The organism is Deinococcus apachensis DSM 19763 (assembly GCF_000381345.1).
GTDB classification, from domain to species: domain Bacteria; phylum Deinococcota; class Deinococci; order Deinococcales; family Deinococcaceae; genus Deinococcus; species Deinococcus apachensis.
Genome location: NZ_KB906398.1, coordinates 340424 through 359839 on the forward strand (window position 1 = coordinate 340424; position 19416 = coordinate 359839).

The 19416-nt window shown below is 69.7% G+C and carries 19 protein-coding genes and 2 riboswitches; of the genes, 11 read left to right on the forward strand and 8 right to left on the reverse strand.

Going from position 1 to position 19416, the window contains the following annotated elements; genetic code table 11:
* Positions 1-90: 90 nt before the first annotated feature.
* A complete protein-coding gene (locus tag F784_RS22145; protein WP_245557736.1) occupies positions 91-1740 on the forward strand; it encodes an ABC-F family ATP-binding cassette domain-containing protein in 1650 nt (549 codons plus the stop codon).
* A gap of 151 nt (positions 1741-1891) precedes the next feature.
* Here the strand turns inward: F784_RS22145 and F784_RS0101745 are convergent, their stop codons facing one another.
* A complete protein-coding gene (locus tag F784_RS0101745) occupies positions 1892-2512 on the reverse strand; it encodes a nitroreductase family protein (RefSeq protein WP_019584967.1) in 621 nt (206 codons plus the stop codon).
* Between the two features lie 87 nt (positions 2513-2599).
* On the opposite strand from F784_RS0101745, the gene F784_RS0101750 reads away from it, so the two are divergent.
* A complete protein-coding gene (locus tag F784_RS0101750; protein WP_026332183.1) occupies positions 2600-2950 on the forward strand; it encodes a winged helix-turn-helix transcriptional regulator in 351 nt (116 codons plus the stop codon).
* Positions 2947-3153: a hypothetical protein gene (locus F784_RS0101755; RefSeq protein ID WP_019584969.1), complete on the forward strand. Its 207-nt coding sequence runs from the start codon at positions 2947-2949 to the stop codon at positions 3151-3153. The genes F784_RS0101750 and F784_RS0101755 overlap by 4 nt, the downstream gene beginning before the upstream one ends.
* Positions 3154-3223: 70 nt before the next feature.
* On the opposite strand, the gene F784_RS0101760 is transcribed toward F784_RS0101755, so the two are convergent.
* Positions 3224-3676, reverse strand: a complete 453-nt coding sequence (locus F784_RS0101760) for an OsmC family protein (protein WP_019584970.1) — start codon at positions 3674-3676, stop codon at positions 3224-3226.
* A gap of 77 nt (positions 3677-3753) precedes the next feature.
* Here F784_RS0101760 and F784_RS0101765 point away from each other — a divergent pair, with 77 nt between their 5' ends.
* On the forward strand, positions 3754-4608 hold the full coding sequence (locus F784_RS0101765; RefSeq protein WP_019584971.1) for an alpha/beta hydrolase: 855 nt from the start codon (positions 3754-3756) through the stop codon (positions 4606-4608).
* A 10-nt stretch (positions 4609-4618) separates the two neighbouring features.
* Here the strand turns inward: F784_RS0101765 and crtI are convergent, their stop codons facing one another.
* From crtI to F784_RS0101780, 3 genes are all read right to left on the reverse strand, one after another.
* On the reverse strand, positions 4619-6331 hold the full coding sequence (crtI, locus tag F784_RS0101770; RefSeq protein ID WP_019584972.1) for a phytoene desaturase family protein: 1713 nt from the start codon (positions 6329-6331) through the stop codon (positions 4619-4621).
* 216 nt (positions 6332-6547) lie between these two features.
* Entirely contained in the window at positions 6548-7378 is an 831-nt protein-coding gene (locus F784_RS0101775; protein WP_019584973.1) for a phytoene/squalene synthase family protein, read from the reverse strand.
* 169 nt (positions 7379-7547) lie between these two features.
* Positions 7548-8225 carry a class I SAM-dependent methyltransferase gene (locus F784_RS0101780; RefSeq protein ID WP_019584974.1) on the reverse strand — a complete coding sequence of 226 codons (678 nt, stop codon included), beginning with the start codon at positions 8223-8225 and terminating at the stop codon, positions 7548-7550.
* Between the two features lie 48 nt (positions 8226-8273).
* Here F784_RS0101780 and F784_RS26960 point away from each other — a divergent pair, with 48 nt between their 5' ends.
* The 7 genes from F784_RS26960 to F784_RS0101815 all read left to right on the forward strand — a co-directional run bounded on the left by F784_RS26960 (position 8274) and on the right by F784_RS0101815 (position 16409).
* Positions 8274-9419, forward strand: a complete 1146-nt coding sequence (locus F784_RS26960; protein WP_019584975.1) for a phage holin family protein — start codon at positions 8274-8276, stop codon at positions 9417-9419.
* Positions 9419-10096, forward strand: a complete 678-nt coding sequence (locus F784_RS0101790) for a hypothetical protein (RefSeq protein ID WP_019584976.1) — start codon at positions 9419-9421, stop codon at positions 10094-10096. Before F784_RS26960 ends, F784_RS0101790 begins: the two co-directional genes overlap by 1 nt.
* A gap of 95 nt (positions 10097-10191) precedes the next feature.
* Positions 10192-10587 carry a Fur family transcriptional regulator gene (locus F784_RS0101795; RefSeq protein WP_019584977.1) on the forward strand — a complete coding sequence of 132 codons (396 nt, stop codon included), beginning with the start codon at positions 10192-10194 and terminating at the stop codon, positions 10585-10587.
* Positions 10588-10638: 51 nt separating this feature from the next.
* A riboswitch (SAM riboswitch) is annotated at positions 10639-10762 on the forward strand.
* Between the two features lie 117 nt (positions 10763-10879).
* Complete coding sequence (locus F784_RS0101800; RefSeq protein WP_019584978.1) at positions 10880-12214, forward strand: O-acetylhomoserine aminocarboxypropyltransferase/cysteine synthase family protein; 1335 nt, start codon at positions 10880-10882, stop codon at positions 12212-12214.
* Complete coding sequence (locus F784_RS0101805) at positions 12211-13218, forward strand: homoserine O-acetyltransferase family protein (RefSeq protein ID WP_019584979.1); 1008 nt, start codon at positions 12211-12213, stop codon at positions 13216-13218. Before F784_RS0101800 ends, F784_RS0101805 begins: the two co-directional genes overlap by 4 nt.
* 336 nt (positions 13219-13554) lie before the next feature.
* On the forward strand, positions 13555-14919 hold the full coding sequence (locus F784_RS0101810; RefSeq protein WP_019584980.1) for a glycosyltransferase: 1365 nt from the start codon (positions 13555-13557) through the stop codon (positions 14917-14919).
* A 173-nt stretch (positions 14920-15092) separates the two neighbouring features.
* Positions 15093-16409, forward strand: a complete 1317-nt coding sequence (locus F784_RS0101815; RefSeq protein ID WP_019584981.1) for a glycosyltransferase — start codon at positions 15093-15095, stop codon at positions 16407-16409.
* Positions 16410-16413: 4 nt separating this feature from the next.
* On the opposite strand, the gene F784_RS0101820 is transcribed toward F784_RS0101815, so the two are convergent.
* The 3 genes from F784_RS0101820 to F784_RS0101830 all read right to left on the reverse strand — a co-directional run bounded on the left by F784_RS0101820 (position 16414) and on the right by F784_RS0101830 (position 19406).
* A complete protein-coding gene (locus tag F784_RS0101820) occupies positions 16414-17283 on the reverse strand; it encodes a bifunctional 5,10-methylenetetrahydrofolate dehydrogenase/5,10-methenyltetrahydrofolate cyclohydrolase (RefSeq protein WP_019584982.1) in 870 nt (289 codons plus the stop codon).
* 8 nt (positions 17284-17291) lie between these two features.
* Entirely contained in the window at positions 17292-18830 is a 1539-nt protein-coding gene (gene purH / locus F784_RS0101825) for a bifunctional phosphoribosylaminoimidazolecarboxamide formyltransferase/IMP cyclohydrolase (RefSeq protein WP_019584983.1), read from the reverse strand.
* 65 nt (positions 18831-18895) lie between these two features.
* Positions 18896-18981: riboswitch (ZMP/ZTP riboswitch) on the reverse strand.
* 17 nt (positions 18982-18998) lie between these two features.
* Positions 18999-19406 (reverse strand): RidA family protein, encoded by a 408-nt coding sequence (locus F784_RS0101830; protein ID WP_019584984.1) that lies wholly within the window; start codon positions 19404-19406, stop codon positions 18999-19001.
* Positions 19407-19416: the final 10 nt, after the last annotated feature.

The window sequence follows — 19416 nt, forward strand, 5'->3', positions numbered from 1 at the left end:
TTGCCCCTTGCGTCCCCTCCCCCTGTAACAGCGATCTGAAGTCTCGTCCCGCCTCTTCTGGCCGGGACGGCTCGCCCGCAGGGGGAATGTGTGTTGTTGCAACTCAGTGGGGTCGCGCGGGGATTTGGCGACCGGACGGTATTCTCCGGGGTGGACCTGGAGATCGGCGCGGGCGAACGGCTGGCGCTGATCGGCGAAAACGGCAGCGGGAAGACGACCCTGCTGCGGGTCATGGCGGGCCTGGACGCGCCGGACGCGGGAGCAGTGACGCGGCGGGGCCGGGTGGCCCTCCTCGCGCAGCATGCCGAGATGGGGGCGGGAACGGTGCTGGAGGCCGTGATGCCGGAGGACTTGCGCCGGACACAGGCGGAGCTGGAGGCCGCTTCAACCCGGCTGAATGAGGGCAGCGAGGACGCCCTGCTGGCCTTCGCTGACGCGGAGGAAGCCTACCGGAACGCGGGAGGCTACGACTTCGAGGTGCGGGCGGCGGCGGTGCTGAGCGGCCTGGGGCTGGAGGGGGGCATGGGTGCGGCGCGGCTCTCGGGCGGGCAGATGCGGCGCGTGCTGCTGGCCCGGCTGCTGCTCTCCCCCGCCGACGTGTACCTGCTCGACGAACCGACGAACCACCTCGACGCGGAGGGGGCGGCCTGGCTGGAGGAGTGGATTGGCGCCTCGAACGCCGCCTTCGTCCTCGCCAGCCATGACCGCGCGTTTCTGGACGCGGTGGCGCAGGACACGGCGGAGCTGGAACGGGGACGGCTGACCGTCTATCCCGGCGGCTACTCGGAGGCGATGAGGCTCAAGGCCACCCTGCGGGAGGCGCAGGCGCGGGACTACGAGGCGTACCGCCGCAAGCGCGCGGCGCTGGACGAGGAGCGGCGGCGGCAGGCCAGCATCGGCGGGGTGGAGGAAAACCGCCGCCGGGCACGGGACAACGACAAGTTCCTGTCCAGCCACAAGGCGGGGCGGGCGCAGCAGATCCACTCGGCCCGGGCGAAAGCCATGCAAAAGCAGATCGACCGGCTGGACGAGGGGGCGGCCGAGAAGCCCTTTCAGGACCGCCGCATCCTGCGCCTGGACCTGCCCCCCGCCCCTCCCGGTCCCGCCGAGGTGCTGACCGTCCGCGACTTGGGGGTGGAGCGCAGTGGGCGACTGGTGCTGTCTGACGTCCGGCTGGACGTGCGCCGGGGCGACCGCATCGCTCTGACCGGGCCGAACGGCGGCGGGAAAAGCACGCTGCTCTCGGCCCTGCTCGGGGGGCTTCCGCACACGGGCGAGGTCCGCTGGGGACCCGGCCTGACCTTATACGCGGCGGGCCAGCACGGCGAGGAACTGGCGGGCCTGGGGACTGTAGGAGAAGCATTGCTGGACGCCAACCCGGCTCTGACGCCCCACCAGCTCTACGAGATCGGGGCGCAGGTCGGCCTGCCCGGCGGGCCTGACTTCCCGCTCTCAGGCCTCTCGGGGGGGCAGCGTACCCGGCTCAGCCTGGCCCGGCTGGGCGCCACGCGGGCGCAGGTGCTCGTGCTGGATGAACCCACCAACCATCTCGACATCCGGGCGATTGAGGCGCTGGAAGGACTTTTGCTCGCCTTCCCCGGCACGGTGCTCCTCGCCAGCCACGACCGCGCGCTGGTGGACCGGGTGGCGACGCGGGTGTGGCACGTCGCAGGGGGTGGGGTGACGGAGGGGCAGATACCCCCGGCTCAGCCGACCCGTGCCCTCTTTCCCGGGTTGTGACGGGCACGGGGAGGCTGCACGTTCTCGGGGTTCTGCTTGCCCCAGACCAGAACTCCGGGGCCCCCTTGCGGCTCGACCACACCCGTTCCGGAGATACGGGCAGCACGAAAAAACCGCCCCGGGAAAGGGGCGGCGTGTCACCTGATCAGGATCAGTAGAACTTGGTGATGCGGTCGATGCTGTGACGGTGGTGCGGGAAGCCTTCCTCGGCGCGCTTGCCGATGGGGAGGAGCCCGGCGAACTGCACGTGCTCGGGCAGGCCCAGGAGTTCCTTGACCTTCTGGGGGTCGAAGCCCAGCATGGGCACGGTGTCGTAGCCCAGGCCGCGGGCGGCGAGCATCAGGAAGGCGAAGGCGAGGTTCGCCTGGGTCAGCGCCCACTGGCCGCGCTGCACGCTGTCCTGGGCCTCGAACTGCTGACGGAAGCGGGCGGCGCGAACCTTGATCTGCTCCTCGCCCATGCCGGGGTGGATGGTCTCCTCGGCATTCGCCAGCGTGTCCTCCATGTCGCTGTACACCACGATCACGGCCGGGGCGTTCGACACCTGGGCCTGTCCGAAGGCAGCCTCCTGAAGCCTGGCCTGAAGCTCCTTGTTCTGCACCACGGCGAAGCGCCAGGTCTGCACGTTGTTCGCGCTGGGCGCGAGGCTCGCCAGGCGCAGAATCTCGCGCAGGTCGTCCTGGTTCATGGGCTCCTGCACGAACTTGCGGATGCTGCGGCGGGTCTCGATGGCTTCGCTGACGGGGAGGGTGCGGGTGGTGGTCGCGGTCATGGCAGAAGGTTATCTCTTCTACTTTGAAAAGTCAAGTGATGTGATTTGCCTCCCAGTTTATCCCGGCCGAAGGTGTACGATGGGGCCATGACATCCGCACCCCCTGCCTTTTGCCCGGTCTACCGGGCCATTGGGGTGTTGCAGGAGAAATGGGTGCTGCACATCGTCCGCGCGCTGCTGGACGGCGAGAAGGGCTTCAACGAACTCGCCCGGGCCGTGGGCGGCTGCAACAGCGCCACCCTCACGCAACGCCTGGAACATTTGGAGAGCCTCTCGCTGATCGCCAAGCGCACCGAGGACACCCAGGGCAAGCTGGCCCGTAGTGTCTATAGCCTCACGCCCGCTGGGCGCGAACTCCAGGGCGTCATCAACGCCATCGACACCTGGGCGCGCGAACACCTGGGCGAGGAGCAGATCGAAGTCGCCCGCCTGGCATGACCGCCTTCCTGATCTTTATCGTGCTGCCGGTCGCGTTGATCGTGCTGTCCCTCTATATCCGCCCAGCCAAGCGCGACCCGCAAGCCGGGGACGTGCTGGGGGCCAGCCTGGCCGCCGGGGGGATGTTCGGCGGGCACGGCCTCTCTCCGGACGAGCGAAGCATCCCAGAAGAAACCGAGCCGGTCCGCTTCAACCTCGACTGACCATGTCAGAACAATGCCCCGGTGTGAGACGCGATGAGCAGCGCGGCGTCCGCCGGGGCGAATTCGTCTCTTACGAGCCTACCGGCTGCTCCAGCACCGCCTCGTGAATGATCTCCACGTTGCCCTGCATCACGCGGCTGAGGGGGCACATCTGGGCGGCCTGTTCCACGTGCCGCTCGAACTCGGCCTGGTCGATGTTGCCGACCCTGCCGCGAATGTTGAGGCGCATGGTGCTGATCTTGAAGCCCTGGCCCTCGCGTACCATCTCGCAGGTCGCCTCGGTCCGCAGGTCCTGTGGGTCGTGGCCGTGGCCCGCCAGGAGCGCGGAAAGCTGCATGGTGAAGCAACCCGCGTGGGCAGCGGCGAGCAGTTCCTCGGGGTTGGTGCCTGCGCCGTTCTCAAAGCGGGTCTTGAAGGAATACTGCGCGTCCCGGAGAACGCCGCTCCCCGTGCTGACGGTGCCCTGGCCACTGCGGAGGTCGCCCGTCCAGTGGGCGCTGGCCTTGCGTGCAATGTCTGCCATGTCAGGCAGTCTGCGCCCGGCGCCACCCCCGCCGCGTTGAGGCTCGCTTAACGTCGAGGCAAAGCTAGACTGGCCCCATGACCGCGACAAGCTGGGAGCCGTCCGGCTGGGAGACGGGTGCGCCCGTCCGGGGCTACGTCTGGAAAGCAGCCCAGCCCCGCGCCGCCGTCCTGCTCACGCACGGCCTGGGAGAGTACGCGGGCCGGTACGTGGACCGTTACAGCCGCCTGATCCCGGAACTGGTGGGGGCGGGCTTTGAGGTGTACGCCTGCGACCTGCGCGGTCACGGCCAGTCGGAGGGGCGGCGAGCCGTCGTGGACGTGTCCCAGCTTGTGGAGGACCATCTGCTCGCCCGGGAGACGCTGCGGGGTCAGGGTCTCCCCGTCTTCGCCTTCGGGCACTCGCTGGGGGGCCTGATCACGGCGGCGAGCGCGTCGCATGATCCGCGCGGGCTGGGTGGGGTGATCCTCTCCAGCCCCGCCCTGCTGATCGGGGAGGACCAGCCCGCCTGGATAAAGATGATTGCTCCTGTACTGGCGAAGGTCGCGCCCACGGCCAGGGTCACGGACCTGGGAACGGACCATCTCTCCCGGCTGGCGGACGAGGTCAGCGCGTACCGGGCCGACACGAATATTCACCAGGGCAAGGTGGCCGTCCTGACCGCCGCCTCCATGCTGCGCCTGAGCCGCGAGTTGTGGGCACACTATGGACGCTGGACGCTGCCCACACTGGTCATCCACGGGACTGCCGACCGCATCACCGATCCCAACGGCTCGCGGCGTTTCGTGGAGGCCATTCCCGTCAGTGACAAGACGCTGCACCTGGTGGAAGGCGGCTACCACGAACTCCTGAACGACGAGGGGCGCGAGGAGGCGCTCGGCTGGATTCTGGGCTGGCTGCGGGGGCGGACGGGGGCGGGGACGCGGGTCTGAGGTCTGGGGCCTACGGGCTGACCACCGCTGGTTCCCTGTCCTCGGAGGCCCGGTCCGGCAATTCCGCCTTTCCCTGTGGCACGCCGTCGCGCACGCTGGGGTGAATCCCGAAGTCGCGCGCGATCAGCCGGGCCGTCATCTTGGCGCTCATCATCACGCTGGGGGTGCCCGCACCGGGCTGGGCCCCTGCGCCGACGAGGTAGAGGTTGCGGATGTCCTCCGAGCGGTTGTGGGGGCGGAAGTAGGCGCTCTGTGCCAAAAGAGGCTCGGGACCGAAGGCGTTGCCGAGGTAGGAATCCAGCGTGCCCTCGAAGTAGTCCGGCGTGATGTACTCCAGGTGAGTCAGGCGTTCGCGCAGGTTGGGGATGTACGCGCGCTCCTCCAGGAAGGCGAGAACCTTGTCCACCAGCTTCGGCCCCTCCGCCTCCCAGTCGAGGCCGCTCCCGTTGTGGGGGACGGGAATCAGGGTGTAGGCGGCGTGGTGGGCGGGGGGGGCAAGGTCAGGATCGGTCAGGGTGGGCACGTGGAGGTACTGGCTAAAGTCCGCGCTCAGCACCTTCTGCCCGAAGATTTCCCGCAGTAACTCCTCGTAGCGCGGCCCCAGGATGATGTTGTGGTGGCGCAGGTCGAGAGGCCTGCCATCGTCGCGGAAGCCGAAGTAGATCACGAGCAGGCTCATGCTCTGGCGGGCTGCCTTCACCCGCAGGTCGGTGTTGACGAGGCGGGCGTGGGAGGGCACGAGGTTGAGGTACGTGTTCGCCCAGTCGCCATTGCTGACCACGATGTCGGCATGGCGCTCCTGGCCGTTCTTCAGGCGTACGCCACGGGCAACCCGCTTCCCGAGTGGCGCCCGCACAGGCCGCCCCCGGTCGTCCGTCACCAGGATTTCCTCCACCTCCGCCCCGTACTCGATGCGCCCGCCGAGTTCCTCGAACTTCTGGACAAAGGCGCGCACGAGTGCCCCGGTGCCGCCCACCGCGTAGTGGATGCCCCAGGTCTTCTCGACGAAGTGGATCATCGCGTAGATGGCGGGCACGGAGAGGGGATTGCCGCCCACGAGCAGCGTCTCGAAGGAGAAGACCTGCCGCATCTTGGGCGACTGGAAATACTTGCTGGTGAAGGAGAAGAGGGTGCGGACGGCGTCGAGTTTCAACAGGTCCGGCACGACGCGCAGCATGGTCGCCGGGTCGCCGAAGTGCGTGTACCCCAGTTCGAGGAAGCCGCGCTCGAAGATGGCCCTCGCGTCCGCGTGGAAGCGTTCGTAGCCCGCGAGGTCGCCAGGCGCGAGGGCCCCAATCTGCCGCCGCGTCGAATCGGGATCGCCGTCGTAATCGAAATACGTGCCGTCGTCGAAATAGATGCGGTAGAAGGGCAGGATGGGCACCAGCTGCACGTACTCGCGGGTCCTGGGGCCGCCGCTCTCCCCTTCCCGGACGCGCTCGCCCGTCAGGACGTGGGCGGGGTAGTCGGGCTCGGCCAGCATTCCCTTGTCCCGCTCCAGCGCGAACAGTTCCTCAATGAAGTGCGGCACGGTGATCACGGTCGGCCCCATGTCGAACACGTAGCCGTCTGGCGTCCGCTTCTGGTAGGCCCGCCCGCCCGGTCCGTCCAGCTTTTCCAGGATGGTCGTGTCGAAGCCCAGGCTTTGCAGCCGAATGCCGAGGCTCAGGCCGCCGAAGCCCGAGCCGATGATGAGGGCGGTTTTGCGTTTGGTCTGGGGCATTGGAGTTCCTTGCGCCGCACGAGGACGGCGTATTTATCTTTTCTCCCTCCTTGTGGGGGAGGGGGGTGGCAAGCGCCAGCTTGCCCTGCTGTCTGATTGAGAGAGGAATGCCTGGGCACTCTGACTGGCCTTCGGACACCGTGCCCGCTCACCCCCTCCCAGCCTCCCCCCTCAAGGGAGGGGTTTTAGGGCCGATGGGGCAACCATCTTCCCCCCTCACGCCCGGACCACGGCCCCGCGCAGTTCCCACCACGCCTGCGGAAGCATGAGCAGCTTGCGGGTGCCGCTGACGTGGGCGCGGCGGCGGAAGTTGTCGAAGTCGCCGCGAGCGAGGTCGTCCAGAATCCCCTCGTACGAGCGGGCGGCGGCCTGCACCGCGAGGCGGGCGCTGCCATGCAGGCAGGGAATGCCCTGCCGGCCCTCGGCGTACCACTCGCGGGCGAGGTCGGAGAGGTGGCGCATCAGCGCGCGGTATTCGGGCGTGACCGTGCCGCCCTCCAGCATGGCGCGCGTCACGCCGTACTCGCCGAGCAGCGCGTGGGGGAGGTACACCCGGCCGCGCTCCAGGTCCTCACCCACGTCACGCAGGATGTTGGTGAGCTGCATTGCCTGGCCAAGCCGCAGGGCGTGGTGCAGGGTGCGCTCACCGCCCGAGTAGCCGCAGATGGGCGCGATCATGAAGCCCACCACGCCCGCCACCCGGCGGCAGTACAGGTCGAGGTCGTCCCGGGTGCGGTAAGGGTGGCCGTGCAAATCCATCTTCAGCCCCTCGTGCAACTCCTCGAAGGCGGCGAGGGGAATGGGCCAGTGGGCAGCGGCCCAGGCGAGCGCCGTGTCCACGGGGTGGGGACCCGGTTCGCCCGCGAAGGCCGCTCGCACCCGCGTCCACCACTCGACGAGTTCGCGTTCGGCGCTCGTGCCCTCCCCCTCGTCCACGATGTCGTCCCCGGCCCGGCAGGCGGCGTAGACGGCCCATACGGCCGCGCGCTGCCGGGCCGGAAAGAAGCGCGACCCCAGGTAGAAGGTCTGACTGTGCTGCCGTGTCACGTCCCGGCAGTGGGCGACCGCCTCGGCCGGAGGGGGCGGTGGCGCGGAGGACGGGAAGGCAGCATGGGGCACAGTTGGAAACCTCTGTCTGCGAGTGTACGGGGGCGGCGAGGGGGAAAAGTCACGCTTTCTTACAGACACCTTACGGCCACGCGGCCTGCTGGGAGCCTCAGGTCGCAACTTTCACGTACCGCTCGAACACGACCGCCCCGGCCCGCAGCCAGTCCGTCCGTGTCCAGCCCGGGAGTTGCCGTGCCACCCAGGCGGGGTCGGGGAAGGTCAGGCCACCCAGGGCCGGGAGCGAGAGGAGGCGCTGGAGGGGGCCGCCCGTCCGCCCCAGGTACATCAGCCAGAGTTGGCCGCCGGGGCGCGTCAGCCGGGACATTTCCGCCAGAAAGCGGGCCGGATCGTGCGTCTCGTTCAGGGTCGCGCCGACCGTCACCCCGTCAAAGCTCGCCTCCGGCAACCCGCTCGCCTCCAGGTTGGTGAGGTACCAGTCGATGTTCCCCTCCCCCTCCCGCCGCCGCGCCCCGGCCAGCATGGGGGCACTGAGATCGGCGGCGAGGACCCGGCAGCCCGCTCGGGCAAGTACGCCTGCGTAAAACCCGGTGCTGGTGCCCGCGTCCAGCCAGAACTCACCGGGTCGGGGACGACACAGACCGAGGAACAGCTTCGCCTCACGTTCCAGCGGGAAAGGCTGCCCCGAGAGCCACGTTATAGACCGTGCCCGCCACGCCGCGTAGCCCAGAGCCGTCATCGGCCAGAGGTTGCTGCGCTGGGCCGGGGTGAGCCCCAGCTCGGGGTTCAGGTTTTCTTGGCTCTGGCGCGGGCTGCTCACGGGGTTCATTATGCTGGGCAGGACTGTCCCGCCTCGGTGGGATTTGCCGGAGGATGTATGCAAGAAGAACACAAGAGCATGGGGGGGGCGCTGGTCGACGTGTTCGACGCGGCGCTCACGCTCGTCAAGACTGAGGTCCGCGCGCTGCTGCGGCAGGTGGGAAACGTCGCCAAGGCCAAGGGCATCGGCGTGGTGCTGCTGCTCGCGTCGGTCGGCCCGCTGGTGCTGGGCCTGATCTTCCTGATCCTGGCGGTGTTCTACGGCCTGATCCGGCTGGGGCTGGGGGCCTGGGCCGCTGCCCTGCTGATCGCCCTGGTGGCCTTCGCACTGACCGGCGCTCTGATCATGATCGGCCTGCGGCGCCTGGGCACGGAGGTTCCGCGCGACGACGAGGAACAGCGCCCCAACCGCCCCCTGACCGAAGACGAGCAGCTTGAGGCCCAGTACCAGGCCGAGCAGGCGGCGAAGCGGCAGGGGGCTTCCTCGGGCTCCGGCGGTTCCGTGTCCACCCAGTCCAGCACCTACCAGTCGGGCACCCAGGCCCGGACCGCCGTCAACCTGAGCACCGGGGAGACCCGGCCTCTTTCCTCCGGCGCCCGCTCCTCCGGCTCACTGACCTCCAGCACGGGGTCCGTGGGTGGGGATACCCGGCACCCCAGCAGCGAGCCGGGAGGCGTGCAGGGCAGCATGGGGCAGGGCGGCGGCGTCGCGACCGACACCCCCGACCAGCGCCAGAACGTGAGGAGTGACGGCCTGCAACACACTGGCACCGCCGCCAATGCCACCGCCGCCCAGATGGAGCAGGACCGGCAGCGCGGGGTTGTGCGTCCGGGGTTCGACACCTCCGGCTTCACCTCAGGCGACCCGGGCGTGAATGCCAGCGACCGGGGGGCGGGGGTCAAGACACCGCTCACCGAGCGCTTCGGGGAGTCGCAGGGCACCGCACTGCGTGGCACCGACGCGGGCGAGGTGCGCCTGCCCGTGTACGAGGCGACCGAGGACGGCGAGCCGCAGGTGTACGGCAGCGGCCTGAACAAGAAGCTCGACGGCTCGGAGACGCACGACGCGGGGGCCGGGGGGCACAGTGGCCACAACAAGCCCGACCCCAACATCCAGCGCCCGGTCGTGCTGAAAGACGAGCCCGGCATCGAGGTCAGCACGGCGCCTACCTTCCAGGAAGACATGAAAAAGGAGGGGTACTGATGACGGGGTACCGCAACGAGCGCGAGGAGGCCCGCGCCCGCCTGAAGGCCAGCGTGGATGCCCTGGCCGAGCGCACCAACCTTCAGGTGCAGATGCAGAAAGAGCCCCTCAAGATGCTGGGCGGGGCCTCGGCGGTGGGGGCGCTACTCGGTGTGGTGATCGGGCGGCAGTTCAAGCGCACGAAGAAGGTCTACGTGGATGTGGACAGCCCCATCAAGCACCAGAAGGCCCTGATCAAGGCCCAGCAGAAGCAGCAGGGCAAGGGCGGGGTGGGGGGTGCCCTGATCGCCACGGCGACCACCCTGGCCTTCAAGGTCCTCAACGACCGGGTGATCACGCCACGTCTGGAGGAGATGGCGAACAACCTGCTGGAGCGCGCGGGGCAGGAGTCGGGGCAAAAGGGTGCCCAGAAGCCCGGGGGGGCAGCGAGCGTGACCAGCGCCCCCCGCCTCCCCAGCCGGAGCCCGGCGGCTTCCCCCAGCGCGGGCGGGACGGCCAGCTTCCTGAAACGCGACCAGGGGGGCGAGGCCGACGACGCGGCGCGCACCGGGGTCCCAGGGGGACAGAGCACGCCGGGCACCGGCAGCAGCGTCGCCACCCCGACGAGCACGGTGGTCGCCAAGGCGCAGGGCAGCCCCATCGATCCGCAGGAAAAGGCCAATCCCAACATCCGCTGAGCCCCGTCCCCCTTGCCCGGCCTCCCCATGTAGGAAGGCCGGGTTTTGTGTGCCCCTTTCTGATAACGCGCGATCAGGTCTGCTAGCCTGGCCCCATGACGGCGACCCGCAGCACCCGCCAGCGCGACGTGATCGCCCGCGTTCTCGACGGTGCGGAGGGGCCTCTCGCCGTGGGGGACGTGCTGGCCCGCGCGCAGGCCGATCTGCCGGGGCTGGGTGTGGCGACCGTGTACCGCACCCTCAAGCTGCTCACCGAGCAGGGCCGCATCCACCCCGTTACGCTCGACGGCGAGACGCGGTACGAGGCCACCGGGCGGGGCCACCACCACCACTTCTCCTGCACCCGCTGCGGGCGGGTCTTCACCCTGCACACCTGCCCGGTCGCCCTGCCGCGCGGCACGGTGTATCCCGGGGGCTTCATCGTGGAGGCACACGAGGTGACGCTCTACGGGCAGTGCCCGGCGTGTGCGGCGGCCCCGGCCTCCGGTTGACCCTTCCGCACCGTCCCTGCTACCCTTCTCCCTAGCTCCCGCGTGGAGCGACCCTATCCAGAGCGCCCGAGAGACCTGGCTCGTTGACGGCGCGGCAACCGGACCTCATCACGTCACGGTGCCAAGGCCAGCCCGCCTGACGGCCGACGATGGCCGCCTGCGGGACCGATCAGGGAAGGTCACGCGGACGATTTAGCCCCGCCCCTTCTCGACGCCCGAGAGGGGGCGGCCCGCCTTGGTGCGGCTCCCCCACAGACAGACAAACTCTTTTTCCTGTGAGGAGGGCCCCAACATGGCCGACAATAAGACCCTGCACTTCGACACGCTTCAGGTTCACGCCGGGCAGCACCCTGACCCCGCGACGGGCGCCCAGGCGGTGCCCATCTACGCGACCAACTCCTACGTGTTCGAGTCGCCCGAGCACGCGGCGAACCTCTTCGGCCTGCGGGCCTTCGGCAACATCTACAGCCGCATCATGAACCCCACGAACGCCGTGCTGGAGGAGCGTGTGGCGGCGCTGGAGGGCGGCGTGGGCGCGCTGGCGGTGGCGAGCGGCCACGCGGCGCAGTTCGTGGCGATCACGAACGTGGCCCAGGCTGGCGACAACATCGTGAGCACGCCGAACCTGTACGGCGGCACGGTGAACCAGTTCCGGGTCACGCTGCGGCGGCTGGGCATCGAGGTGCGCTTCACGAGCAAGGAGGAGCGCCCGGAGGAGTTCGCGGCCCTGATCGACGACCGAACCCGCGCGGTGTACCTGGAGACCATCGGCAACCCGGCGCTGAACATCCCCGACTTCGAGGCCATTGCCGCAGTCGCCCATGAGCGGGGCGTGGCGGTCTTCGTGGACAACACCTTCGGGGCGGGGGGGTACTACTGCCAGCCCTTGAAGCACGGGGCGGACGTGGTGCTGCACTCGGCGAGCAAGTGGATCGGCGGGCACGGCAACGGGATCGGTGGGATCATCGTGGACGGGGGCTCGTTCGACTGGGGGAACGGGCGGTATCCGCTGCTCACTGATCCCAGCCCGAGCTACCACGGCCTGAGCTTCTGGGAGGCGTTCGGGACGGGGAACGAGCTGGGGCTGCCCAACGTCGCCTTCATCACCCGCGCCCGCACTGAGGGGCTGCGCGACATCGGCGCCACGCTCGCGCCGCAGCAGGCGTGGCAGTTCCTGCAAGGGGTGGAGACGCTCTCGCTGCGCGGGGAGCGGCACGCGCAGAATGCCCTGGCGCTAGCGTCGTGGCTGAGCGCGCACCCAGACGTGTCCCGCGTGACCTATCCCGGCCTGAGCAACCACCCGCACTACGACCGGGCACAGACGTACCTGCCGCGCGGGGCGGGCGCGGTGCTGACCTTCGAGCTGCGCGGGGGCCGGGCGGCGGGCGAGGCCTTCATCCGCTCGGTGCAGCTCGCCCAGCACGTCGCCAACGTGGGCGACACCCGCACACTCGTCATCCACCCTGCAAGCACCACCCACTCGCAGCTTGACGAGGTGACGCAGGAGGCCGCCGGGGTCACCCCGGGATTGATCCGCGTGTCGGTGGGTATCGAGCATATCGGCGACATTCAGGAGGACTTCGCGCAGGCGCTGGCGACGGCCCTGGTGGGTGCGGAAGGCGTATGACGGCCGTGACCGTGTCGAGGCCGCTCGCCCCGCCCCCCCTCCCCGAGCGATGTTCGGGGCTGCGGACGGCCCAGCTCTTTCAGGACGCGCCGCTGCTCCTCGACTGCGGGCAGGCGGTGTCGGACGTGCGGGTGGCGTACCACACCTACGGCACGCCCTCGGACCATGCCGTCCTGGTGCTGCACGCGCTGACGGGCACGAGCGCCGTGCATGAGTGGTGGCCCGACTTCCTGGGAGAGGACCGCCCGCTCGACCCTGGCCGCGACTACATCGTCTGCGCGAACGTGCTGGGCGGCTGCGCGGGCACGACCGGCCCGGCGGACCTCCCGCGGTTGAACGGTGAGGACGTGCCCCTCACCCTGCGGGACATGGCGAGGGTGGGTCGGGCGCTGCTGGAACACCTGGGGGTCCGTCGCGTCTCGGTGATCGGCGCGAGCATGGGCGGGATGCTGGCCTATGCCTGGCTGCTGGAGTGCCCCGACCTCGTGGACCGGGCGGTGGTCATTGGCGCCCCCACCCGCCACTCGCCCTGGGCCATCGGGCTGAACACGGCCGCCCGCAGCGCCATCCGCGCCGCCCCCGGAGGCGAGGGGCTGAAGGTCGCGCGGCAGATCGCCATGCTGAGTTACCGCAGCCCCGAGAGTTTCGACCGCACCCAGGCGGGCTGGGGCCGGTGCCGCCCCGGCGCGCCAGACATCACGACCTACCTGGAACACCAGGGGGAGAAGCTGGCTGCCCGCTTCTGCGAGCGCACCTACCTCGCGCTCACGGGGGCGATGGACCGCTTCCAGCCCACCGACGCGGAGTTGCGGAGTATCGGGGTGCCGGTGCTGGCGGTCGGCATCTCCAGCGACGTGCTGTATCCCCCCGCCGAGGTCCGTACCGGGGTGGGCCTGCTGCCGCGCGGCCGTTACCTGGAATTGGAGAGTGTTCACGGGCACGACGCTTTCCTGATGGACCCCCAGGCGTTGCCGAACTGGGTGACGGACTTTCTGCGGGGCTGAGGCCTTCACCTCGCGCGTTCCCCAGCGAACCTATTCACGTGGCCTGAAGTGCGTCCAACCAAATCGAACACAGGAGACAGAGGGCCACTCCTCCCCTTCCCCAAATTCGTCCCGGACCCAACTGGGAGGCGGAATCCTCGCCTCACCCAGAGGGACGACAACGTGGCGTAACCCCGTTCCCGGCCCGGCATCTGGGGTACTCTTCGCCTGCCCCCGCCGCGCCTGGAAGTGGGTCGGCCAAGTGGTTTTTCATCTTTCTGCTGGTCTTCGGCCGTCCGGGCAGGCATAGTGGTGGGGTTGACCAGGTCCCGCCGGGGACCTGCCGGGGTGACATCTGTGAACACGATCTTCTCCGTGCTGGACGTGATTGGCCTGCTGTTGTTCGTGCTGTTCGCCACGCAGCAGACCCTGAGTGCTCTTAAGCGCCGCCCCCGCCCGCCCGTTCGGGAGACCGGGGTGGGGCTGACGTTTCTGATCCCCGCCCTGAACGAGGCCGCCGTAATCGGCGCGACACTGGAAAACCTGCGCGCCACCGTCCCGGGTGCCCGCCTGGTCGTCATCGACGACGCCAGCGACGACGGCACCGACCGCATCGTGGCCGAGTTCGCCGCCCGCGACCCGGCGGTCACCCTGCTGCGGCGCGAGTTCCCGAACGCCCGCCAGAACAAGGGCCGGGCGATGAACTGGGCGGTGGCCCGGTTGCTGCGGGAAAGCCCCCTGGCCGGGCGCGATCTGGAGAACGAGGTCTTCGTGGTCCTGGACGCCGATGGGCGAATCGGCCCGGACTTTGCGCCCCAGGTCCGGGGCGCTTTTGCCGACCCCCTGGTGATGGCCGCGCAGGGCTGGATGCGTTTCCGGCACACCGGCGCCCCGGGCGGGCTGCGGGGGGTGTGGTCCCGCATGCTGCTCTTCCAGCAGGACCTGGAGACCTTCATCGTGGGGCATATTCAGCGGGTGCGCGCTCTGGGGCACACCGTCGCGCTGACGGGCAACGGCCAGTGCATGCGCGCGAGCTACGTGGCGGCGCAGCTCGCGCGGAGGGCCGAGCCCTGGCCCGACGTGCTGCTGGAGGATTTTGCCAGCGCTGTCGAGGTGCGATTGCACGACCCACGCTGGAAGGTGGCGCTGCTCACCGCCCGGGTTCACCAGCAGGGCATGGTGGACCTGGGGCACCTGATCCGGCAGCGGGCGCGCTGGACGCAGGGGGCGATGCAGTGCCTGGGCTATCTGCCGCGGCTGTGGCGCTCCCCCGCCCACCCCGTCACGCGGCTGGACTTCAGCTACTTCATCCTGGCGCCCTGGTTGAACCTGTTTTTCATCCTGTCGCTGCTCAGCCAGCCTGCCCGGCGTCTGCTGGGTGGTCAGGGGCTGGCCTGGCCCGCGTGGCTGGGGGTCGTCCTCACGGTGCTCCCGCTCCTCCTGCAGCTCAACTGGGCCGCGCGCTACCGCGCCGACCGGGGGCTCTCGTGGTGGGCGGTGCCGTACACCCTGCTGAGCCTGCCGGTGTACACGGCGGCCCTGCTGTGCAGCATGCCGCTGGCGTACTACAACCACTTCACCGGCCGCAAGGGGTGGTACAAGAGCGTGCGCCACGACGAATCGGTGCCGGGTTCGCAGGGGACCCCCCAGCCGCTGGCGGACGAGCCAGTTCCGCACCTTCACGGCCGGGAACGCCTCCAGGTTGGGGCCTCCGGCGACTAACCGCCGCAACGAGAAAAGGGGACCGGGTCTGCGCGCCGTGGTCCCCTCTGCTTTGGGCAAGTAGGAAAAGATACGGGGTTCGGGACGCGGACCCGCCAAGCTGCGCGGGAGAGGACGTTCCCAAAGCCCCTCCTGGAGGACGGAACGTGAATCGGGGCTCGCCGAGGTGGACCTTGAGGTATGTTTTCGCGCTGCTGGACACGCTGGGTCTGCTCCTGCTCTGCCTGTATCTGGTTCAGATGACGCTGGCCGCCACCCTCCCGCGCCCCCGCCGCGAGCAGGCCCCCGACCCGCGCCTGCGCTTCACCGTCCTGATCCCCGCCCTGAACGAGGAGGAGGTGATCGCGGCGACAGTCCGCAGCGTCCGCACCCTGGCCCCGGAGGCGCGGATGGCCGTGATCGACGACGGCAGCGATGACGGGACCGCCGCCCTCGTGGGGTCGCTTGCGGACGACGACCCGGCGGTACGGCTGCTGCGCCGTTTCGCCCCACACGCGCGGCAGGGCAAGGGAAGGGCGCTGAACTGGGCTGTGCGGCGCCTGATCGAGGACCTCCACTCCGAGGGCCGTGACCCCCGCCAGGACATCTTCGTCATCCTCGATGCGGACGGGAGGCTCGCGCCCGGTTTGCTGCCCGAGGCGCGGCGGGCCTTCGCGGACCCACTTGTGATGGGGGCGCAGGCGCATGTACAGGTACGGATGTCGGGCATTCCGAGCACCTTTCGGGGCTGGATCGGCCGGATGCTGGAACTGGAGCAGGACATCGAGTATTTCATCATCCGCCACGTGCAGCAGCTCCGGGAACGCTGGCATGGCGTGGCGCTCTTCGGCAACGGGCAGTTCATGCGGGCGAGCTACCTGGCGGGGCAGTTCGAGCGGGGCCGCGACCCCTGGCCCGACTGCCTCTCCGAGGACCTCGCCAGCGGGCTGGAGTTGCGGCTCGCCGACCCCCGGTTCCGCCTGGCCTTTCTGGAGAGCGCCGTCACCCAGCAGGGATTGCCCGACCTGGGCCGCTTCACCCGCCAGCGGGCACGCTGGGTGCAGGGGACGATGCAGTGCGGGCCCTACATCCCCCGGCTGTGGCGGGCGCCCGTTTCGGGGCTGGCCCGGCTGGACCTCAGCTACTTCCTCTCCAACCCCTGGACCATCGCGCTGGTGCTCCTCTCGCTGCTGACCCAGCCGGTTCGGCTGCTGTTCGGGGAGCGCGGGCTGGTGCTCGACCCCACGGTGGCGACCACCCTCACCGGGCTGAACCTCGCCCTACAGGCCCACTGGGTGGCTCGCTACCGGCGGCAGAACCCGCTAAACGCGGCCATGGTGGGCTTCGCGTTCGGCGGGCTCTTCGTCTACGGCTTCGCCATCTTCTCCAGCCTGCCGCGGGCGTACTGGAATTACTTTACCCGCCGCCACGTGTGGGACAAGAGCGTCCGGCACGCCGAGGCGCCGGAGATCGAGCAACCCCAGGTCGTCCCGGTCAGTTCCAGCGACTGACGCCCTACTCGACCCGCTCGCCGCGCTGCAACTTCACGGCGCGGACGAGGTTCTGGTACATCAGGGCGCTGGTCAGGGGGCCGACGCCGCCCGGCACGGGGGTCTGCGCCCGCACGTGGAGGTCCGGCACGGCGTCCCCCACCACACCCTCCGGGGTGACGTTGATCCCTGCATCAATGACGACGTGATGGAGCTGAACGTGTTCGGGTTTGAGCAGTCCCTCCCGGCCCACGGCGACCACCACGGCATCCTGGGGGGCCAGCACCCCAGCGAGGTGGCGGGTGTACTCGTTACACAGGGTGACCGTCACGCCACGGTTGTTCAGCATGAAGGCGAGGGGCCGACCCACGGTGCGCCCAGGGCCAATCACAGCCACACGCACGCCCCGCAGGTCATCGCCCAGGACTGCGCGAAGCAGAAAGCGCACGCTGCGGGGGGTGGGTGGCAGCAGCGCCTCGCCCTCCCGGCCCGCCGCGATCAGGGCGAGGTTGGCGGGGGTCAGCCCCTCCACGTCCTTGCGGGGCTCGATGTGCAGTAGCGCGGCGTCGGCGTCCAGACCGGGCGCGAGCGGGAGTTCCAGCACGATGCCGTGGGCGGAGGGGTCGGCGGACAGTTCGCGCAGCGCCCCGTGAAGGTCGTCCTGCGTCGGTTGCGTCCCCAGGTCGCGCACTGTGAACTCCACGCCGAGCTTCCTGGCGCGCCGGGCCTTGCTCTCCACATACACGCGCGAGGCGGGGTCGCTGGAGGCGAGGACGGAGACGAGGTGGGGCCGGAAGCTCGGCTCCAGGTTGGCCCACTCGGCCAGGGCCTGCCGCACGCCCCGCGTCACTTCGTCCGCGAGCGGCTTGCCCAGGAGAGGTTGAGGTTCTGCCATCTTCGCCCTCAATGCCGGAAGTGCCGCGAGCCGGTGAACACCATGCTCAGGCCCAGCTCGTTCGCCGCCGCGATGACCTCCGGGTCGCGTTTGGCTCCGCCCGGCTGGAGGACCGCCGTCACGCCTGCCCCCGCCGCGAGGCGTACCACGTCATCGAAGGGGAAAAAGGCCTCGGAGGCGAGGACGGAGCCGCGGGCCCGCTCTCCCGCGTTCGCCACCGCGCGCTCGGCGGCCCAGATGCGGCTCACAGCCCCGGCACCCAGGCCGACCGTCACCCCAGCCCGCGCCAGGACGACCGCGTTGGAGCGCGCGTGCTTGACGACCGCCCAGGCGAAACGCAGGTCCAGCCATTCCTGCTCGGTGGGTTCACGGCCGGTCACCACCTCGGGGCAGAGGTCGTCCCAGGGGCGGGCGTCGCGGCGCTGCACGGCGAAGCCCCCGGCCAGCGGGCGAATGTCCAGCGTGCTGGGGTTGGCGTCCGGCGCGGCGATCAGCACCCGCAGGTCCGGCTTCTTCGCGGCGAACCACTCCACCGCCCCCGGCGTCACGTCGGGGGCGATCAGGACTTCCAGGAAGGTGCCGCGCATGCTCTGCGCCGCCGCCAGGTCCACCGGGCGGCTGACCGCGACTACCCCGCCGAACACGCTGAGGGTGTCGGCGTCCCGCGCCCGCTCCCAGGCGGCCTGCACAGTATCGGCCACTGCCACGCCGCAGGGGTTGGCATGCTTGACGGCCACGCAGACGGCACGGGTTCCGGCAGGTTGATCCTCCTGCGTGCTCAACTCCCGCGCCAGCGCCCAGGCGGCATCCGCATCTGCGTAGTTGTTGAAGCTCATGGGCTTTCCGGCCACCACCCGCGCGTCGAGCACCGGGCCGCGCTCCTGCCCCAACCGGTACACCGCGCCCGGCTGGTGGGGATTCTCGCCGTACCGCACCTCAGCCACGCGGGAGAGGCTCAGGGTGAGGTGCTCGGGCAGCGTCTCCCCCGCCCCTTCCTCCAGATAGGCGGTGATCGCCGCGTCGTACTCGCTGGTGTGGCGGAAAGCCTTGGCAGCGAGACGTCGGCGGTCAGCGGGGGAAACGTCGTCCTGGAGCGCCAGCGGGTAATCTGCCGGGTCCACGAGCACGAGCACACCCTGGTGGTTCTTCGCGGCGGCGCGGATCATGGCGGGGCCACCGATGTCGATGTTCTCGACCGCCTCCCCGAAGTCCGCCCCGCGCGCCACCGTCTCCCGGAAGGGGTAGAGGTTCACGCACACGAGGTCGATGGGACCGATGCCGTGCGCCGAGAGCTGGGTCAGGTGCCCTTCCTCACGCCGGGCGAGGATGCCGCCGTGAATGGCGGGGTGCAGGGTTTTGACGCGCCCGTCCAGAATTTCGGGAAAGCCCGTCACGTCGCTCACCGCCGTCGCGGGGACGCCCGCCCCACGCAGGGCCGCCAGGGTGCCCCCCGTGCTCAGAATCTCCCAGCCCCGCGCCACCAACGCCCGCGCGAAGTCCTCGATGCCCGTCTTGTCGCTGACCGAAATCAGAGCCCGTCTCGTCATGCCGCCCCCTTCGCCATAGGCTGGCCTCCCCAAAAAGTCACGGACGCCCCCGCCAGTGCAGCGGTGCGTCCGACCCAGGCGCGCGATCAGCTTTGGTCCGGGTGGCTTCCCCGTGGTTCGCCCACGTTCAGCGCCAGTCGCCACCCGCCGTGGGGACAGGATACAGGGTTAAGGAGCGATGGCGATGGCCTCGACCTCGATGAGCAGTTCCGGGCGCACCAGCGCGGCCACCTGCACGGCGCTGCTGGCCGGAGGGCTCTGCACATTCACGAACTCGTCCCGCACGGCGCGCATCTGGGTCAGGTAGGCCATGTCCGTCAGGAAAAAGGTCAGCTTCACGACCGAATCGAAGGTCAGCCCGACCTCCGAAAGGGCGTGACCGATGTTCTGGAAAACCTTCCGGGCCTGGGACGTGAAATCGCCCTCCCCCACCGTTCGGCCCTGTTCGTCTACCGCGATCTGCCCAGAAATGTAGGCCGTGCGGCCACCTCGCACCTCAGTCAGATGTGAGTACCCGGGTGCCTGTCCCAGGGCAGAAACGTTAACGAAGCGGACCCGGGGCGGCGTGTCACTCATGGGTCCAGCC

What these genes read in the sequence shown, in the direction of transcription:
- F784_RS0101745 (WP_019584967.1), bottom strand. Translation starts at nt 2,512, where the DNA reads ATGACCGCGACCACCACCCGCACCCTCCCCGTCAGCGAAGCCATCGAG.
- F784_RS0101750 (WP_026332183.1), top strand. Translation starts at nt 2,600, where the DNA reads ATGACATCCGCACCCCCTGCCTTTTGCCCGGTCTACCGGGCCATTGGG.
- F784_RS0101755 (WP_019584969.1), top strand. Translation starts at nt 2,947, where the DNA reads ATGACCGCCTTCCTGATCTTTATCGTGCTGCCGGTCGCGTTGATCGTG.
- F784_RS0101760 (WP_019584970.1), bottom strand. Translation starts at nt 3,676, where the DNA reads ATGGCAGACATTGCACGCAAGGCCAGCGCCCACTGGACGGGCGACCTC.
- F784_RS0101765 (WP_019584971.1), top strand. Translation starts at nt 3,754, where the DNA reads ATGACCGCGACAAGCTGGGAGCCGTCCGGCTGGGAGACGGGTGCGCCC.
- crtI (WP_019584972.1), bottom strand. Translation starts at nt 6,331, where the DNA reads ATGCCCCAGACCAAACGCAAAACCGCCCTCATCATCGGCTCGGGCTTC.
- F784_RS0101780 (WP_019584974.1), bottom strand. Translation starts at nt 8,225, where the DNA reads ATGAACCCCGTGAGCAGCCCGCGCCAGAGCCAAGAAAACCTGAACCCC.
- F784_RS26960 (WP_019584975.1), top strand. Translation starts at nt 8,274, where the DNA reads ATGCAAGAAGAACACAAGAGCATGGGGGGGGCGCTGGTCGACGTGTTC.
- F784_RS0101790 (WP_019584976.1), top strand. Translation starts at nt 9,419, where the DNA reads ATGACGGGGTACCGCAACGAGCGCGAGGAGGCCCGCGCCCGCCTGAAG.
- F784_RS0101795 (WP_019584977.1), top strand. Translation starts at nt 10,192, where the DNA reads ATGACGGCGACCCGCAGCACCCGCCAGCGCGACGTGATCGCCCGCGTT.
- F784_RS0101800 (WP_019584978.1), top strand. Translation starts at nt 10,880, where the DNA reads ATGGCCGACAATAAGACCCTGCACTTCGACACGCTTCAGGTTCACGCC.
- F784_RS0101805 (WP_019584979.1), top strand. Translation starts at nt 12,211, where the DNA reads ATGACGGCCGTGACCGTGTCGAGGCCGCTCGCCCCGCCCCCCCTCCCC.
- F784_RS0101820 (WP_019584982.1), bottom strand. Translation starts at nt 17,283, where the DNA reads ATGGCAGAACCTCAACCTCTCCTGGGCAAGCCGCTCGCGGACGAAGTG.
- purH (WP_019584983.1), bottom strand. Translation starts at nt 18,830, where the DNA reads ATGACGAGACGGGCTCTGATTTCGGTCAGCGACAAGACGGGCATCGAG.
- F784_RS0101830 (WP_019584984.1), bottom strand. Translation starts at nt 19,406, where the DNA reads ATGAGTGACACGCCGCCCCGGGTCCGCTTCGTTAACGTTTCTGCCCTG.